We start from the raw sequence: 16,684 nt of genomic DNA, 5'->3' as shown, positions 1-16,684 counted from the left end.
GCCCCCGCAGCCTCGGGGCATGAAGGCCGGTACCAGGGAGACGGCCGCCGAACTCACCGGATTCACGGTGGGCGTCACGGCGGCACGCAGGCGTGAGGAGCTGACGGCGCTGCTGCGCCGGCGCGGGGCGCGGGTGATGGAGGCGCCCGCGCTGCGCATCGTGCCGCTGGAGGACGACGCGGCACTGCGGGCGGCCACCGAGCGGTGCCTTGCGGCCCCGCTGGACTACGTGGTCGCGACCACCGGCGTCGGCTGGCGCGGCTGGATGAGCGCCGCCGAGGGCTGGGGGTACGGCGCCGCCCTCACCGCGGCCTGCCGCGAGGCCGAGGTGCTCTCGCGGGGCCCGAAGGCCACAGGCGCGGTACGGGCCTGCGGCACGACCGAGACGTACTCGCCCGCCTCGGAGGCGGTGGACGAGCTGCGCACCTGGCTGCTCGCGCGGGACCTGCGGGGGCGGCGGGTCGCGGTGCAGGAGCACGGGGCGCCGTTGCCGGGGCTGGCCTCGGCGCTGCGGGAGCGGGGCGCGGAGGTGGTGGAGGTCCCGGTGTACCGCTGGGCGCCGCCCCAGGACCCCGAGCCGGTGCGACGGCTGGCCGAGGCCACGGCGCGCGGCGAGGTGCACGCGCTGCTGTTCACCTCCGCGCCGGCCATCACCTCCTTCCTGGAGCACGCGGAGGCGGCGGGCCGGTACGAGACGGTCCTGGAGCGGCTGCGTACGGACGTGCTGGCCCTGTGCGTCGGCCCGGTGTGCGCCCGCCCGCTGCTGGAGGTGGGCGCCGGGCCGGTGTGGCCCGAGCGAGGGAGACTGGGAGCGATGGTCCACCTCCTCACCGCCACGCTTCCCGACCGCGACCGCCACCTGGTCCCGGCCGGCGACCGGACGCTGGTCCTCCAGGGCAACGCCCTGCTCCTCGGCGAGGACGCCCCGGCGGAAGCGGTATGGCTGACGCCCGGCTCGGCACGGGTGCTCCGGGCCCTCGCCGAACGCCCCGGCTGGGTGGTCGGCCGCCCTGAACTGCTGCGCCGGGTATGGCCGGGCCAGGGCGCGGACGAGCACGCGGTCGAGGCCGCGGTGACGCGGCTACGGGCGGCCCTGGGCCCCTACGCGAGCCTGATCCGCACGGTCCCCAAGCGCGGCTACCGCCTGGCGACGGAGCCCGACGGAGGCACCCGATGAACGCCACGCTGCTGGCCGTCGCCCATGGCACCCGCGACCCGGAGGGCGTTCGCACGGTACTCGCCCTGCTGAACGAGGTCCGCCGCCTGCGCCCCGGCCTTCGGGTCGAGCCGGCCTGGCTCGGCCTGGTGGAACCCTCCGTGCCCCAGGCGCTGGCGTCGCTCCCCGGCCCGGTGGTCGCCGTCCCGTTGCTCCTGGCCAGCGGCTACCACGTGCGCGCCGACATCCCGGCCCTCCTCGCCGAAGCGGACCCCGGCACGGTACGGGTCACCCCGGCCCTCGGCCCGTCCCCCCTGCTGGCCGACGCCCTGGCGTCCCGCCTCGCCGAAGCGGGCCGCCCGCCGAACGCCTCCCCCGTCGTCCTCGCCGCCACCGGCTCCTCCGACCCCCGCGCCGGAGCGGACACGGCCGAGTCGGCCCGCCTCCTGTCCGCCCGGTTGAACGCCCCGGTGACGATCGCCTTCGCCTCCGGCCAAGGCCCGACCCCCGCCGAAGCGATCTCCGCCTGGCACACAGCCGGCCACCCCGACGTAGCCCTGGCCACCCACCTCCTGGCCCCGGGCCACTTCGCCCACGCCCTGACCCGAACCGCCGCCCGCTGGACGTCGGCCCCTCTCGGCACGCATCCGTCGGTGGCGGAACTGGTCCTGCGGCGGTACGACGCATGCACTCCGGCCACGATGGCGATCAGGGCGTAGGCCGGTCGCTCGCGGCCCTGGTGGGTGAGATCTCCGGCTTCGTGGACATCCCGCCCAACTGAGCCGGGCAGGCCGCTCCGACGCTCGTGGCGGCCGGTTGCGCTCCACGGCAGGCCCCCCAAACATGGACAAAGGGGGATCGCACGTGTGGGTGATCTCCGACTCGGGGTAGCCGTCACCACCAGCGGCCGGACCGGCCGCGCGGCGAGGCACTCGCGTCCCCAGTTCAAGGAGTGGCCATGTCCGAAATCCCGCCGCCCGTCACCCCGTACCTCGAACCCGCCGCCAAGGAGCTGTCCGAGGCGACCGATCCCCACCCCCGGATCTACGAGGTCCCGCCGGAACAGGGCCGGGCCATCCTCGCCGACCTCCAGAGCGACACCAGCGTGCCCCGCCCCGAGGTCGACGAGGAGTGGGTCGACGTGGACGCGGGCGAGTGGGGCACCGTCCGTACCCGCATCATCCGCCCCAAGGGCGTGACGGGCCCGCTGCCGGTGCTGTTCTACATCCACGGCGCCGGCTGGGTCTTCGGCGACGACAAGACCCACGACCGCCTCTTCCGCGAACTCACCGTGGGCGCGGGCGCGGCGGGTGTCTTCCCGGTCTACGACCGCGCGCCGGAGGCGAAGTACCCGACCCAGATCGAGCAGAACTACGCCGTGGGCCAGTGGGTCGTCAAGCACGGCGCGGAGCACGGCCTGGACGCCTCGGACATCGCCGTCACCGGCGAGTCGGTCGGCGGCTGCATGTCGGCGGTGTTCGCGCTGATGAACAAGGACCGCGGCGGCATCGACCTCAAGGCCCAGTGCCTGCTGTACCCGGTGGCCGACGCCGGCTTCGACACGCCGTCCTACGAGCAGTTCGCCGAAGGCTACTACCTCACCCGCGACGCCATGAAGTGGTTCTGGGACGCCTACACCTCCGACCCGTCCCAGCGCTCGGAGAAGTACGCCGCCCCGCTCCAGGCGTCGCTGGAGGAGCTGAAGGGCCTGCCGCCCACGCTGGTCATCACCGACGAGGCGGACGTGCTGCGCGACGAGGGCGAGGAGTACGCCAACAAGCTCCGCGAGGCGGGCAACGACGTCACCTCGGTCCGGGTCGCGGGCATGGTCCACGACTTCCTGCTCCTGGACAGCCTGCGTGACACCAGGGCGGCCAACATCGCCCGCAAGATCGCCATCGACTTCCTCGGATCGGCGCTGCACGAGGACGACTGAGGCGGCCGGCGCGGCTATGTGTTGACGGTGCTTACCTTGGTGGCAACGGCAACGGCAACGGCAACGGGCCTGGACCGCCACTCCGTTGGGGGCACCGGCGACCCGAGGAGGCGTACATGACCGCGACCCCGCAGGACCCACCCGTCACCTGCCACTTCATCGGGAACGCCACGCTCCTGATCCGCTACGGCGACGTCACCCTGCTGACCGACCCCAACTTCCTCCACCGGGGCCAGCACGCCTACCTCGGGCACGGGCTCACCAGCCGCCGTCTGCTGGAGCCCACCCTCGGCGTCGCCGACCTGCCCGCCGACATCGACGCGATCGTGCTGTCGCATCTGCACGGAGACCATTGGGACCGGGTCGCGCGGCGCGGCCTCGACTCGGCTCTCCCCGTCCTCACCACGCCCCAGGCCGCCCGGAGACTCCGCCGCCTGCACGGCTTCCCGCACGCCACCGCGCTGGAGACCTGGCGGAGTCGTACGGTGACCGGCCGCGACACCCAGGTGACCGTCACCTCGCTGCCCGGGCAGCACGCTGGCGGCCTGCTCCGGCCCCTGCTGCCGCCGGTCATGGGCAGCCTGCTCGAGTTCGGCCCCGTCGGCGGCCCGCCCGTGCTCCGCCTCTACCTCTCCGGCGACACGTTGCCCTTCCCGCCCCTCGTCGCGGCCATCGCCCGCCGCTGCCCCGACCTCGACCTCGCCGTCCTCCACCTCGGCGGCACCCGGCTCCCCGGCGGCTTCCTCGTCACCATGACCGGAGCCCAGGGCGCCGGCCTCACCGAACGGCTGGACCCCGAGTGGGTGCTGCCGGTGCACTACGAGGAGTACACCGTCATGAAGTCGCCGCTGAGCGACTTCCTCGACGCCGTACGGCAGCGCGGGCTCGGCGAACGGCTCGTACCGTGCGCACGTGGCGAGCGCGTCGCCCTGCGCCCCGGCGGGCGGCCCGTGGTCGAGGCGGCGCACGTGCGGTGAGCGCAGCCGACCGGGCGGAAGCCGGGCGGAGCGTGTGTCGCCCGCGCTCGCGGGGGGAAACCGTGTGCGGACGGACCGTAGCGACGCCCACCGGACGGAGCACAGCCGATGGCCACCACAGCGGGCACCGCCCGGCCGCCCGACACGGCACCCGTGAGCCTCCGGCTGCCCGGGTTGCTGCTCGGCGTCGGCCTCGGCGGATTCGTGGACGGCATCCTGCTGCACCAGCTCCTCCAGTGGCACCACATGCTGACCAGCACCGACCACGACCGCATCGGCGTCAAGTACTACGACCCGCACACGGTGTCCGGGCTGGAGATGAACACCGTGTGGGACGGCGTCTTCCACGCTCTGTGCTGGATCGCCGTCCTGCTGGGCCTCGCCGTCCTGTACTCCCGCGTCATCCACGACCGGCGCACCGTGTGGACCTCACGGGTGCTGTGGGGGTGGGTGCTGTCCGGCTGGGGCGTCTTCAACCTGGTGGAGGGAATCCTCGACCACCAGATCCTCGGCATCCACCACGTGCACGGCGGGCCCTACCAGGCATGGTGGGACGCCGGTTTCCTCGTCCTCGGCGCGCTGTTCGTGGCCGTCGGCCACCTGATCCGGCGCGGGGGCCGCTTCCACGACCCCGCGACCCCGCGCCGCGCATGACGGAACACCACCACGAGTCGGGCCTGCCGCAGGCGGTGGCGGTCGTACTGGTCCTGCTGGCCCTCGCCGCGCTCCACCGTCTCGCCGTACGGCGGGCCGTACGGCGCAACCCCGCCCAGGGCTGGCCGACTTGGCGCACCGCATCCTTTGCCGCCGGGCTGGCGCTCATCGCCGTCGCCCTGGTACCCACGGCGCACGCCGGCTTCCCGGCGCACATGGCGCAGCACATGCTCATCGGCATGTACGCCCCGCTGGCGCTCGTGCTCGCCGCCCCCGTCACCCTGGCCCTGCGCGCGGTGCCATCCGCCGGCGCCCGCCGGATCACGGCCGTCCTGCACAGCCCGCCCGTCCGCTTCGCGGTCCATCCGGTCTGCGCGCTCCTGCTGAGCACGGGCAGCCTGGCGGTGCTGTACTTCACCCCGCTGTACGACACCGCCGTGAGCCACCCCGCCGGGCACTGGCTCATGGCGGCACACTTCCTGCTGTCCGGATGCCTGTTCGCGCACGCGATCGCGGGCCCCGACCCCGCCCCCGGCCGACCCGGCGTACCCGCTCGGCTCACCTGCCTGGGCGTCGCCATCGCCGTACACGCACTCATCGCCCAGGCCCTGTACGGCGGCTTCTTCACCGACGTCCACGCGCCTATCGACCAGGTCCGGCGCGGCGCGGAGATCATGTACTACGGCGGAGACATCGCCGAACTCCTGCTGGCCGCCGCCCTCGTGACGACCTGGCGACCGGAACGGCGCAGCGGCAGACGGGAACGTTCCCACACCGCCGCATCCCTGTGATCCGTCGCCCAACACCCCCCGGATTGGTGTGAGATGCGTCTTCATCCGATCTGAGTAAGTCACCAATCCGGCCCCCTTCCCGGCCCCGGATTCCCCGCGTGAGTGAGGAACAGAGCGACCCGAGGACATCACCGGGGCCAGTGCGGACGGCGCTGGGCGCGCTGAGCGGCGGGCTCGCCGGGTTCGCCGCGCTGGCGGTGGCCGAGCTGGTGGCGGCGGGGGTACGGCCCCAGGCCAGTCCGGTCGTCGTGGTCGGCGGAGCCTCCATCGACCAGACCCCGGCGGCGGTCAAGGACTGGGCGATCCGCGACTTCGGCACCGACGACAAGCTGGTGCTCCAGTTCGGCATCCTCGTCGTCCTCGCACTCCTCGCCCTCTGCCTGGGCGCGCTGGCGGTACGCCGCCGGCTCGTGGGAGCGGCCGGTGTCCTCCTGTTCGGCGTCATCGGCGCGACGGCCGCCCTCACCCGCCCCGACTCCCGCGGCCTCACGGACGCGCTGCCGTCCCTGACCGGGGCCACCGTCGGGGCGCTCCTCCTGTACCTCCTGGCCGGACGCCTCATCACCCCCGTACCGGTCCCTGACGGAGAGTCCGCCGAGCCCGGCACCTGGGACCGGCGTGGCTTCGTCATCGCGGCCACCTCCACGGCCGCCGCGTCCGCCGTCGTGGGCGGGGTCGGCCGGACGCTGAGCGGCAACCGGGCGGGGGACGCCGTCGCCTCCCGCGAGCAGGTCGTCCTGCCCCGCCCCGGCTCGCCCGCGCAGCCGACACCGAGGCGGGCGGCTCTGAGGGTCGACGGTGCCAGCCCCTACGTCACGCCCAACAAGAGCTTCTACCGCGTCGACACCGCCCTGGTGGTGCCCAAGGTGGACGCCACCGCGTGGCGACTCCGCGTCCACGGCAAGGGCGTGACCCGGCCGGCCACCTTCACCTTCGACGACCTGTTGCGCCGACGGCTGATCGAGCGCGACATCACCCTGACCTGCGTGTCGAACGAGGTCGGCGGCCCGTACGTGGGCAACGCCCGCTGGACAGGCCCACGTCTGGCCGACCTGCTCGCCGAATGCGGGGTCAAGGCCCCCTCGCACGGCGGCCCGGCCGACCAGTTGGTCGCCCGCTCGGCGGACGGCATGACCATCGGCACACCCGTCGAGGACATCATGGACGGCCGCGACGCCATGCTCGCCGTGGGCATGAACGGCGAACCGCTGCCCTTCGAGCACGGCTTCCCGGTGCGCATGCTCGTGCCCGGCCTTTACGGTTACGTCTCCGCCTGCAAGTGGATTCAGGACATCGAACTCACCACGTTCGACTCCTACGACCCGTACTGGGTGAAGCGTGGCTGGGCGCGGAAGGCGCCGATCAAGACCCAGTCCCGGATCGACACGCCCAAGCCGTTCGCCCGGCCGAAGTCCGGCACCGTGATGGTGGCCGGTGTCGCCTGGGCCCAGCACCGGGGCATCGACAAGGTCGAGATCCGGGTGGACGACGGTCCCTGGCAGGAGGCCCACCTCGCCGCCGAGGACACCCGTGACACCTGGCGCCAGTGGTCCTTCCCCTGGCAGGCGACCAAGGGGTCCCACACCCTCACCGTGCGCGCCACCGACAGCACCGGAAGCGTGCAGACGGAGAAGCGCACGCGGACCATCCCCGACGGTGCGAGTGGCTGGCACTCCGTCGTCGTGACCGCGGAGTGAGCCCTGACCGGCTCCCCGCCCCGTGACCAACTCCCAGCGTCCCGCGGTCCGTTGCTGCCTTCCGACAACAGGGGCCCAAGAGCTGACCCGGACGGACCTGCTCCCGCCCAGGCAGCCGACGGCCTGGGCGGGGCTGCCCGTTCGGCAGGCTCTCCCCGGTGTCGTACTGCTCGGCGCGACGGCGTGCCTCAGAGCTGAACCACCGCCAGTGGAGCGGCTGTCGGCTGCTTCGACCCTCCCGCCGGCTCCACCGTGATCCCGACGGCCGTCGCCCGGCCGAGGGGGCCCAGCAGTACCCGGCCCTGGCGGCCCCCCGTGCCGGAGAGCAGGCCCCCGGTGCGGAAGGTGCCGTTGTCGGCGTACCAGAGTTGGTAGACCTTCCCCTCGCCGAGAGCGGGCAGCCCGGTGGCGACGAAGGCCGCTTTCTGCTTCTGCCGGGACATGACCACGCTCGCCCGGCCACCGTTGCTCAGCTCGGCGGTGCGCACGGTGGCGTCCGGGGCGGTGACCACGTCGGCGAGCGAGGCGGTGCGCCGTTCCTGCTCCTGGGCCGTGCGCCGGGCGTCCCGTGCCTCCTCGTGCTGCCACCAGGCGATCGATCCGCCCGCGACGGCCGCCGCGAGACAGGCGGCGAGCGCCCAGGGGAGCAGCCGTTGGGCACGGCTCGGCCGGGCGGGCGGTGTCTCCTGTCGGATGTGCCGGATGTCGGCCAGCACGCGGGCGCGGGCCGCGTCGTCCGGGGGCAGCGAGACGGCCTCGGCGAGTCCGACCACCGCCTCCATGAGCTGCGCGGCCTCCTCCCGGCAGGCCGCGCAGGCCGCGAGGTGGTTCTCGAAGGCCGCGCGTTCGTCCGGGGGCAGGGCGTCGAGCACGTACGCGCCGACCGCGTCGTGATCGCCGGGAGCCGTGCTCATTCGCCGGCCTCCAGACACTCCCGCAGCCGGTGCAGCCCGGTGCGCATCCGCGTCTTCACCGTGCCGGGCGGCTTGCTCAGGGCGCGGGCGACCTCCTCGTACGTCAGGCCCTCGTAGTAGGCCAGCACCAGCGGCACCCGCAGGTTCCGGCACAGCGCGGCCAGGCAGCGGTACAGCCTGCGCTGCTCGTCGCGGTCCTGCACCAGCTCGGCCACCACGTCGAAAGGGCGCTCGCTGTTGCCCTGCGCCACCCTGCGGTCCCGGTCGGACGCGGCCTGTGCCGAGCGGACCCGGTCGACCGCGCGGTGGTGCGCCAGGGCGAACACCCACGACTTCGCCGAAGCGTGCTCGGGGCGGAAACGGGCCGCCGTACGCCACACCTCCAGCATGACCTCCTGCGCGACCTCCTCCGCCTGCGAGGCGTCACGCACCACGCGCAGGGCCAGACCGCGCACGGAGCCGGACAGGCTGTCGTACAGCAGGGTGAACGCCTCCTCGCTGCCGCGCGCGGTCGCCGTCAGCCAGCCGTCGAGACGGCGGTCGTCGGCGGACCTGTCCCTGGGCATCCGTGTCGTTCCTCCCCTCACGCTCGCACTCCTTCATGCCCAGGCTGAGTGTCCGGTGCCGGTTCCGCGCCCGCTGGACGCCCGCCTGCCGGGGAAGTCCGCCCGTTCGAGTGCTATCCGTCCGGGGGGTGGAGGACGGCCCAGACGGTGTGCCCGTCACGGGTCGGCTCGTCGCCCCAGCGGCTGGCCAGGGCGTCGACCAGGAACAGGCCGCGGCCCGACTCCTCCAGCGTGAAGGACGGATGCCGCCACCGGGCCCGGACCCGAGTGGTGTCGAAGCTCTCCCCCGCGTCGGCCACCTCGATGCGCAGCGCCGCCCCGCCGGGGGACCGCCGTCGCAGCGCGCACACCACCCGGACGGGCGGCCTGCCGTGCCGCAGGGCGTTGGACAGCAGTTCGCTGACCACCACCGCGGCGGTGTCCGCGAACTCCGCCGCCTGCCAGCGGGCCAGGTGGTCGCGCAGATCGTCGCGCACCGCGTCAGCGGGTCCGGCGGAGTCGTAGCTGAGACGGCAGGAATCGCGCTCCATGACGAACACCTTCAGTGGCCTTTCAGGTAATTCGTCGCGGAAGGTGCCTCGGATGGGCGTCCGACGAAGCGTGATGGCCATCGGCAGAAACTCCCGAAACGGGGCAAACCGCCGCACCCGCGGTTCCGAATCACAGACATGGATGCTTCGAGACCTGAGGGGAGGTGTACTCAATGCGCGCACTCAGTGTGAAGCGGGCCGCCGTACTCGCGGCGGCCGGAGCGATGCTGGCCGGCGGCGCCGCCCTCGGGACGGCGGGCACCGCGTCGGCGTCCGTACCCACGTCGGCGCCGGCCTCCCACAGCCAGCACCACGGCGACCGGGGGTCGGGCCACCACGGCTACGACAACCGCCACCACGACCGGTACGGCCACAACGGCTACGGCCACGACCGCCACGGCCATGACGGCTATGGCAACTCGCACCACAGTTGGCACAACCACTGGCACGACGGCTGGTGGGGCAACGGCTACTGGCATTCGGGTTACTGGTACTGACCCGGTACGCGGTGAGGCCGGCCCATGAGCGGGGGCCGACCTCACCGTTCCGGCGTCAGACCGGGGCCATCTCCGGCCGGGACCGCTGTTCACCCACGTTGCCCAGGCACGCTTCGCCGGGCGGCTTGGTCGGCCACCACAGCCAGGGCCCCATGTCGACCGCGAAGGCCGGGACGAGGAACGGGCGGACGAGCAGGGTGTCGAGCAGCACGCCCACCGCGACGATGACGCCGATCTGCGCGAGATAGCGCAGCGGCATGACCGTCAGCGTGGCGAAGGTGACGGCGAGCACGACTCCCGCCGAGCTGATGGCGTTCCCCGTCGCGCGCAGCCCCCTGAGCGTGCCGGTGCGCTGTCCCGCGAGCAGGGACTCACGGCGGACTCGGTGCATCAGGAAGATGTTGTAGTCCACCCCGAGCGCGATCAGGAAGACGAACGAGAACAGGACCAGGGACGGCTCAGTCGCGGTCGAACCGAAGGTGCCGTCGAAGATCACCGCCGAGATGCCCAGTGCGGCAAGGAAGTTGGCCACGGCCACCACGACGAGCACGACCGGCAGCGCCAGGCTCCGCAACAGCCCGAGCAGGAGCAGCAACACGATCACCAGGACGGCCGGCAGCACGCGGGTACGGTCCCGCTCGGCCGCCCGCTGCATGTCGTACACCTGCGCCGGATAGCCCCCGACCTGGGCCCCGCCGCCCGTGGCCGCGCGGAGACGGGCGATCGTATCGTGGGCGCGCTCGCTGTCCGGGGCGCTGTCGAGGGTGGCTGCGATCGTCGTACGGGGTCGGGCCGTGATGACCTCGGTCCGGGCGACCCCCGGCGTCGCGTCCACCCGCTGCCGCATCCGTGCCGCGCCCTCGGGGTCGACCACCACGATGGCCGGGCTGCCGGTCCCCGCCGGGAAATGCGCCGCCAAGGCCGACTGGGCACGTACCGACGGCGCCAGTGCCGGGAGCGCCTCGCCCAGCGGAAGGCCACCGGGAGCCAGCAGTACGGCCAGCGCGGCGCATCCCGCGAGCAGCGCGCAGCCCACCGTCCACACCGGACGCGCGTGCCGCTCGACCACCGCCGTGATCAGGGACCAGCCGCGCCCGCCGGACCGCCCGGAGTGCGGACCCCGGGGCCAGAACATCGCGCGCGGGCCGAGGAGTACGGCCGCCGGGACGAAGGTCAGCGCGGCCGGCACACAGCAGGCCATCGCCACGGCTCCGGCGAGCGCCAGGGAGTGGTTGGCGGGGAGGGCGCTGAGGAGCAGGGCGACCATGGCGCAGGCCACCGTCGCCGCGCTCGCCGCGATGGGCGCCCAACTCGCCCGCCACGCCGTCCGCATGGCGGCCGGGGCCGACATCTCCGGGGCGTGCTCGTGGTACCGCGCGAGCAGGAGCAGGCCGTAGTCCGTGGTCGCGCCGATGACCAGTACGGAGAGGATGCCCTGCACCTGCCCGTCGACCGTCACCACGCCCCAGCTCCACAGCGCGTACAGCACCGCGCTGCACAGGGTCAGCGCGACGACCCCGGACGCGGCCACCACGAGGGGCAGCAGGACGCTCCGGTGGACGAGGAACAGGATGGCGGCGACGGCCGCCAGTGCGATGATCAGCAGCTTGCCGTCGATGCCCTCGAACGAGGTCTCCAGGTCGGCTTGCCCCGCCGCAGGCCCCGCCAGGCGGGCCTTACCGTCGGGCAGCGACTCGGCGATCTTCCGGACGCGCTCCAGAGAGGGGCCGAGCCGGGCGTCGTCCTCGTCGGCGAGGGTGACGACGCAGACGAGGGACCGGCCGTCGGCCGAGGAGGTCACGGGGCCGGGGGACCCGACCGAGCGGGGCAGCTTGCCCAGAACCCGCCGTGCGGTCCCCGCGTTCAGCCGCTTGGCCGAGGTGGCTTCCCACACGATCACGACCGGCGGGCCCCCGGCCGGCCCGCCGGCTTCCTCCGCCACCCGGCTCGACTCCGCCGACGCGGGCAACGTCATCGCCGGCCGCTGCCCCGCGTCGGACGCCAGCCGGCCGGGGAAGGCGGCCGTGCACACCGCCACCACCAACCACGCGGCCACGACGAACACCGGAAACCGTGCCACCACGAACTGCCGGCGGAACAAACGCACTACCTCACCTCACGCGTGGGGACGGTTCCGACGCCCGCGCTTCGCCACGGCACCGTCCGAATCCATGGATGCTCGACTCGTTCGCGGGTGATCCGGTGCCGCCACCCCGTAGGGATCGGTGAAAGGGCCCCGATTACCTCCATTGGCGCAGCCCACGCGCCCGTCGCGGTAAGCACTTGATGGCTACGGCGCGAAAGGGCCACGATGAGCGTCCTTGGCCCCCGACGGAGGACGGCGAGCATGACGAGCAGTGCGCTCCTGGTGATGGACGTCCAGCGGGACGTGGTGGCCCTCGCCGACGACGGCTCCGGCTATCTGCCACGGCTGCGTGGGGCGATCGACGGTGCGCGTGCCTCCGGCATCCCCGTGATCTACGTCGTGATGGGGCTGCGGCCCGGCGATCCCGAGGTCAGCCCGCGTAACAAGGTGATGGCCAACGTCCTGCGCACCGGGCTGTTCACGGAGGGCGCTCCCGGCACCGAGATCCATCCCGACATCGCGCCCCGGCCGGGCGATGTCGTGGTCACCAAGCGGCGGGGGAGCGCGTTCTCGGGCAGCGACCTCGATCTGGTGCTCAGGGCTCGGGGCATCGACAGCCTCGTGCTCACCGGCATCGCCACCAGCGCCGTGGTGCTGTCCACCCTGTGGCACGCGGTCGACCTGGACCTCGGCGTGACCGTCCTGGCGGACGGCTGTCTCGACACCGATCCCGAAGTGCATCGGATGCTCGTCGAGCGGCTGTTCCCGCAGTGGGCGGACGTCGTCGCCATCGAAGACTGGCTCCACGCCGTCGCGGCACCGCGCCCCTTGTCCTGAGCAGGCGGGTCTGGTTTTGTACCGCGCTACGAGTGCGTGATCATCCAGATCCGAGGAGAGCGGGCGGCGTGGAGACGAGCAGCGGGGATTCCCTGCCGGAGGGACTCGGCCGGGCGATACGGGAGACGGCCCGGGCCATCGCCGCTCTGCTGGACGGCGCGACGGACCCGGCCGCTCCCGTACCGGGGCTGGAGTGGACCGTCGGGGAGACGGCCGCCCATCTGGCCCTGGCCAACGGTCTGATGGCCGACCTCGCGGCCGGTCAGGACCGCCCCTACGGCGACGGCACACCGCAGAGCCTCGCGGCGGCCAACGCACGCAGCCTCACCGAGTTCCCGGAGCGCGGGGCGGAACCGCTGGCCGCGGTGATCGTGGAGCAGGCGGAGGCGTTCCTGGCCGCTGTGAAGGGAACCGACCCGGCCCGGACGCTCGTGACCCCGCTGGGTCCCATGACCAAGGACGTGCTCGCCTCGTACCTCCTGACCCACATGCTGGGGCACGGCTGGGACCTCGCGCGCGGGGTGGGCCGTCCGCACATGATCGACCGGACGCGGGTGGGGTTGTGCCTGCCGTTCCTGAAGACGGCGATGCCGCGTGTGGCGGTCGCCCCGGCCGGGATGACGGCCCGTTACACCCTGCGGGTCCGGGGCGGCGAGACTTTCGGGGTCACCTTCACCGAGGGGGCCGTCGAGGTCCTCCCCGGCCCGCCGGAGCGCTCCGAGTGCACGATCCTCACCGAGCCGGTCACCTTCCTCCTCATCGCGCTGGGCCGTGTGGGCCCCTGGCAGGCCATGGCGCGCGCCGGCGTGCTCGCGTGGGGCCGCAAGCCCTGGCTCGCGCCCCGCTTCCCCACGCTGTTCAAAGCGCCCTGATTCAGGGGGGAATCGACGGGTAGGCGTAGCCGGGAACGACGTACGCACCAAGCGCAGGAGGCTTCCCATGAGCAAGTTCGGGGATCTGGCGAACAAGGCCAAGGACCTGGCCAAGGGCCACCCTGACCAGGCCGACAAGGGCGTCGAGAGTGTCGAGCGGCTGATCGACGAGCGTACGGGCAACAAGTACGACACCCAGACCGACAAGGCCGCCGACGCGGTCCGCCGTTCCTACGGCAGCGAGGGCACGAGGGGCCCGGAGGGCACCCCGGAACGCTGACGGTCTGCGGAGCGGCACGGGAGCATGGAGGGCGGGAGACGCGGCGCGTCTCCCGCTCTTTTCCTGTCCGAGGCTGAGTGGCCGTCATAGGACCGCGGTTGCGTACGTGCTGATACGGGTGTGCCCCCTCGCCCCCGCCTCCTCGACCGGTGAGAATCGGCTGCATGGCCACCGACCCGCCCGAGAAGACGCCCGACGGGCACTTCGTCCTCATCAACGGGCGGCGCTGGCGGGCGACGGACCCCGGTGTGCCCGAGGCTGTCGCCGCTCGGTTGCGGCGGCATCTCATGGCGGGGCGGCGGGGTGTGCGCGACGCCGAAGACGCTGAGGCCGAGCGGGTCGCGCGGGCGCGGGTGCGGGGGGCCAAGGTGGCGTTGGGGGAGCGCGGGACTCCCTGGTGGGAGGAGTCGGGGGAGGAGAGGCGGCGGCGGTGGGAGGAGGGGCTGGCTCGGCTCGATGCCGACTATCCGGAGTGATGGGACTCCGCGTGGGCGAAGAATTCCGCCACGCCCTCGGGGTTCTTCGTGTAGACGTCGATCTCCTGTACCAGGCCGTCCTCGACACGGTGGATCTCGACCAGGGTCAGCAGGTACTCCTCGCCGGACGAGCGGGCTTTGAGCGTGCCGGTGAGACGGCCGACGATTCCGGCCGGGCCCTCGAAGACGTCCGTGCCGGTGATGGTGAGGTCCGCGTGGGCCGTCATGCCGCCCAAGACGGCCTCCGCGAACGCCTCCCGGCCCCGGTGCACCCCGCCGTAGGGGAGCCGGTTCGGTTCGTCGATGATCACGTCGGGGGCCAGCCTGGCGAGGACGCCCTTGACGTCGCCCTCGCCGAGCGCGGCGTACAGCGCCCGTACGACCTCCGCCGGGCTCTCGGTCTGGTCGCTCATCTCGTCACACCCTCCGGTCGGGAACACGTACATCGACTCCTGCCCGTCGAACCGGGGCCCTCCACAGAGTTTCGACAATGTTGGTTCCTACGGTGCAGCCGACCCGTTCCCGGTTGCCGGGAACCCGCTCCGGCCCGGAGGTCCCACCATGATGAAGCGACATCGGCTGCTCGGCATGGGAGCCGCGGCCCTCCTGCTCGCCGCCTGCAGCGCACCGGCAAGCACCGAGGCGCACGGCGGGACGACCACCGAGGCGAAGAAGCCCAACATCGTCTTCGTGCTCACCGACGACCTCGCGACCGACCTCGTCCCGTACATGCCGCACGTGAAGGAGTTACAGCGCGACGGCACCTCGTTCACCGACTACTTCGTGACCGACTCCCTCTGCTGCCCCTCCCGTTCCTCGATCCTGACCGGCAAGTTCCCCCACAACACCGGGGTGTTCACCAACAACGGCGACGACGGCGGCTACGGCGCGTACAACCGCAACGGCAACGAGCGGGACTGCTACGGCCCGGCCCTCCAGAAGGCCGGCTACCGCACCGGCTTCATGGGCAAGTACCTCAACGGCTACCTCCCCGCCGACAAGCACGGCACCGGCAAGCCGTACGTACCGCCGGGCTGGGACGAGTGGGACGTGGCCGGCAACGGCTACCCCGAGTTCCACTACAGCCTGAACGAGAACGGCAAGGTCGTCCCGTACGGTCACGACCCCGAGGACTACCTCACCGACGTGGTGTCGAAGAAGGCGACCTCCTTCATCGACTCCGCCGCGGCGGCCGAGAAGCCGTTCGTGCTCGAGCTGGCGACCTTCGCCCCACACGGCCCCGCCACCCCCGCGCCCCGCGACGCCGAGGACTTCCCCGGCCTCAAGGCACCCCGCACCCCCGCATACGACAAGCCCTCCGAGCCGGCACCCAGGTGGCAGAGCGGCCTCAAGCCCCTCTCCGAGGACGAACAGCGGTCGATCGACCAGAAGTTCGCCAAGCGGGCCCGCTCGGTGCAGGCCGTGGACGACATGATCGGGCGCGTACGGGACGAGCTGAAGGCGAAGGGGCTCGCCGGCAACACGTACTTCGTGTTCAGCTCCGACAACGGCTTCCACATGGGTGAGCACCGGCTGCGCCCCGGCAAGCAGACGGCGTACGACACCGACATCCGGGTGCCGCTCGTGGTGGCGGGCCCGGGCGTGGCCGCCGGCAAGGAGATCACCCAGCCGGCCGCGAACGTCGACCTCAGCCCCACCTTCCAGGACCTCGCCGGGGTGAAGCCGGGCGGGACGGCCGACGGCAGCAGCCTCGCTCCGCTGCTGCACGGCGAGGAGGTGACCGACTGGCGCCAGGCGGTACTGATCGAACACCACCGTCCCGCCTCCAAGAAGGACGACCCCGACGCGGCGGCCGACGACAGCGGCAACCCGCCCTCGTACGAGGCCATCCGGACCCAGGACGCGCTGTGGGTCGAATACGCGGACGGCGAGCGCGAGTACTACGACACCAAGAGCGACCCGGACGAGCTGCACAACCGCGCCTCGTCACTGTCCAAGGCCCAACAGGACGATCTGCACAAGACATTGACGATGCTTCAGAACTGCGAGGGCAGCGAGGCGTGCGCGAAGGCCGCGCAGTGAAAGAGTGACTGGCGCACCCCTTCACGGGCATCAGGTCTGTGTTCCGGAAGACCTCACTCATCCGAAGGGGAGCACATCGTGCTGGCCATCATCTCGGCGGTCCTGTTCTTCATCGCCTTCCTGATCAACGCGGCGGACATCTCCACCAACGACACCTTCAGCTCGACCAACGTCATGCTGATCGGTCTCGCCCTGCTGGCGCTGCACGTCGCGGGCATCGGCGCCGGCTGGAGCACCCGCGGCCGCAGACGCTGAAGCCACCGCGCCGAGCAGCCGAGGAACAGAGCGGCTGCTCGGCGCGGCCAGGCCGAACTCATGTGCGTTCCTTACCCGGCGACTGCATGCAAGCCGCGGCAGCGGTTATCGGGGAGT

At 72.5% G+C, this 16,684-nt stretch carries 19 protein-coding genes; 14 read left to right on the top strand and 5 right to left on the bottom strand.

The features are described 5' to 3' along the window. Positions 1–19 precede the first annotated feature (19 nt). The 7 genes from OG448_RS02705 to OG448_RS02675 all read left to right on the top strand — a co-directional run bounded on the left by OG448_RS02705 (position 20) and on the right by OG448_RS02675 (position 7,211). Positions 20–1,177 carry a uroporphyrinogen-III synthase gene (locus OG448_RS02705; RefSeq protein ID WP_405551272.1) on the top strand — a complete coding sequence of 386 codons (1,158 nt, stop codon included), beginning with the start codon at positions 20–22 and terminating at the stop codon, positions 1,175–1,177. Further along, the gene (locus OG448_RS02700) at positions 1,174–1,875 is read left to right on the top strand and encodes a sirohydrochlorin chelatase (RefSeq protein WP_405551270.1); all 702 of its coding nucleotides are present in this window, start codon (positions 1,174–1,176) and stop codon (positions 1,873–1,875) included. Before OG448_RS02705 ends, OG448_RS02700 begins: the two co-directional genes overlap by 4 nt. A gap of 239 nt (positions 1,876–2,114) precedes the next feature. Next, on the top strand, positions 2,115–3,092 hold the full coding sequence (locus tag OG448_RS02695; protein ID WP_405551268.1) for an alpha/beta hydrolase: 978 nt from the start codon (positions 2,115–2,117) through the stop codon (positions 3,090–3,092). Between the two features lie 116 nt (positions 3,093–3,208). Then, positions 3,209–4,069 carry an MBL fold metallo-hydrolase gene (locus tag OG448_RS02690; RefSeq protein ID WP_405551266.1) on the top strand — a complete coding sequence of 287 codons (861 nt, stop codon included), beginning with the start codon at positions 3,209–3,211 and terminating at the stop codon, positions 4,067–4,069. 108 nt (positions 4,070–4,177) lie between these two features. Further along, a complete protein-coding gene (locus tag OG448_RS02685) occupies positions 4,178–4,723 on the top strand; it encodes a DUF2243 domain-containing protein (protein ID WP_405551265.1) in 546 nt (181 codons plus the stop codon). Continuing rightward, positions 4,720–5,514 carry a cytochrome c oxidase assembly protein gene (locus OG448_RS02680; RefSeq protein ID WP_405551262.1) on the top strand — a complete coding sequence of 265 codons (795 nt, stop codon included), beginning with the start codon at positions 4,720–4,722 and terminating at the stop codon, positions 5,512–5,514. Before OG448_RS02685 ends, OG448_RS02680 begins: the two co-directional genes overlap by 4 nt. 140 nt (positions 5,515–5,654) lie before the next feature. Next, complete coding sequence (locus tag OG448_RS02675; RefSeq protein ID WP_405551260.1) at positions 5,655–7,211, top strand: molybdopterin-dependent oxidoreductase; 1,557 nt, start codon at positions 5,655–5,657, stop codon at positions 7,209–7,211. Positions 7,212–7,399: 188 nt separating this feature from the next. Here OG448_RS02675 and OG448_RS02670 read toward each other — a convergent pair whose 3' ends face one another. The 3 genes from OG448_RS02670 to OG448_RS02660 form a co-directional block, all read right to left on the bottom strand. Next, positions 7,400–8,125: an anti-sigma factor domain-containing protein gene (locus OG448_RS02670; RefSeq protein WP_405551258.1), complete on the bottom strand. Its 726-nt coding sequence runs from the start codon at positions 8,123–8,125 to the stop codon at positions 7,400–7,402. Beyond that, positions 8,122–8,691 carry a sigma-70 family RNA polymerase sigma factor gene (locus OG448_RS02665; protein ID WP_405551256.1) on the bottom strand — a complete coding sequence of 190 codons (570 nt, stop codon included), beginning with the start codon at positions 8,689–8,691 and terminating at the stop codon, positions 8,122–8,124. Before OG448_RS02665 ends, OG448_RS02670 begins: the two co-directional genes overlap by 4 nt. A 113-nt stretch (positions 8,692–8,804) precedes the next feature. After that, on the bottom strand, positions 8,805–9,221 hold the full coding sequence (locus OG448_RS02660) for an ATP-binding protein (protein ID WP_405551253.1): 417 nt from the start codon (positions 9,219–9,221) through the stop codon (positions 8,805–8,807). 173 nt (positions 9,222–9,394) lie between these two features. Between OG448_RS02660 and OG448_RS02655 the strand changes: the two genes are divergently transcribed. Continuing rightward, complete coding sequence (locus OG448_RS02655) at positions 9,395–9,718, top strand: hypothetical protein (RefSeq protein ID WP_405551252.1); 324 nt, start codon at positions 9,395–9,397, stop codon at positions 9,716–9,718. 55 nt (positions 9,719–9,773) lie between these two features. On the opposite strand, the gene OG448_RS02650 is transcribed toward OG448_RS02655, so the two are convergent. Next, entirely contained in the window at positions 9,774–11,774 is a 2,001-nt protein-coding gene (locus tag OG448_RS02650; RefSeq protein WP_405551249.1) for an MMPL family transporter, read from the bottom strand. A 291-nt stretch (positions 11,775–12,065) separates the two neighbouring features. Between OG448_RS02650 and OG448_RS02645 the strand changes: the two genes are divergently transcribed. The 4 genes from OG448_RS02645 to OG448_RS02630 all read left to right on the top strand — a co-directional run bounded on the left by OG448_RS02645 (position 12,066) and on the right by OG448_RS02630 (position 14,269). Continuing rightward, positions 12,066–12,641, top strand: coding sequence for a cysteine hydrolase family protein (locus OG448_RS02645; RefSeq protein ID WP_405551248.1), 576 nt, complete (start codon positions 12,066–12,068; stop codon positions 12,639–12,641). A 68-nt stretch (positions 12,642–12,709) separates the two neighbouring features. Next, on the top strand, positions 12,710–13,513 hold the full coding sequence (locus OG448_RS02640; RefSeq protein ID WP_405551246.1) for a maleylpyruvate isomerase family mycothiol-dependent enzyme: 804 nt from the start codon (positions 12,710–12,712) through the stop codon (positions 13,511–13,513). A gap of 67 nt (positions 13,514–13,580) precedes the next feature. Further along, positions 13,581–13,793 carry an antitoxin gene (locus tag OG448_RS02635; RefSeq protein ID WP_405551244.1) on the top strand — a complete coding sequence of 71 codons (213 nt, stop codon included), beginning with the start codon at positions 13,581–13,583 and terminating at the stop codon, positions 13,791–13,793. A 164-nt stretch (positions 13,794–13,957) separates the two neighbouring features. Then, positions 13,958–14,269, top strand: a complete 312-nt coding sequence (locus tag OG448_RS02630; RefSeq protein WP_405551242.1) for a hypothetical protein — start codon at positions 13,958–13,960, stop codon at positions 14,267–14,269. Here OG448_RS02630 and OG448_RS02625 read toward each other — a convergent pair. Beyond that, complete coding sequence (locus OG448_RS02625) at positions 14,257–14,682, bottom strand: nuclear transport factor 2 family protein (RefSeq protein ID WP_405551240.1); 426 nt, start codon at positions 14,680–14,682, stop codon at positions 14,257–14,259. The two genes, OG448_RS02630 and OG448_RS02625, sit on opposite strands and share 13 nt — an antisense overlap. A gap of 148 nt (positions 14,683–14,830) precedes the next feature. On the opposite strand from OG448_RS02625, the gene OG448_RS02620 reads away from it, so the two are divergent. After that, positions 14,831–16,312 (top strand): sulfatase-like hydrolase/transferase, encoded by a 1,482-nt coding sequence (locus OG448_RS02620; RefSeq protein WP_405551239.1) that lies wholly within the window; start codon positions 14,831–14,833, stop codon positions 16,310–16,312. 78 nt (positions 16,313–16,390) lie between these two features. Continuing rightward, entirely contained in the window at positions 16,391–16,567 is a 177-nt protein-coding gene (locus tag OG448_RS02615; protein ID WP_086691612.1) for a hypothetical protein, read from the top strand. The last annotated feature ends 117 nt before the right edge of the window (positions 16,568–16,684 follow it).

The sequence above is a fragment of the Streptomyces sp. NBC_01171 genome, assembly GCF_045039805.1.
Lineage (GTDB): Bacteria > Actinomycetota > Actinomycetes > Streptomycetales > Streptomycetaceae > Streptomyces.
Note: the sequence above shows the minus strand (reverse complement) of the source record. Positions and strands in the feature narration are given on the sequence as shown.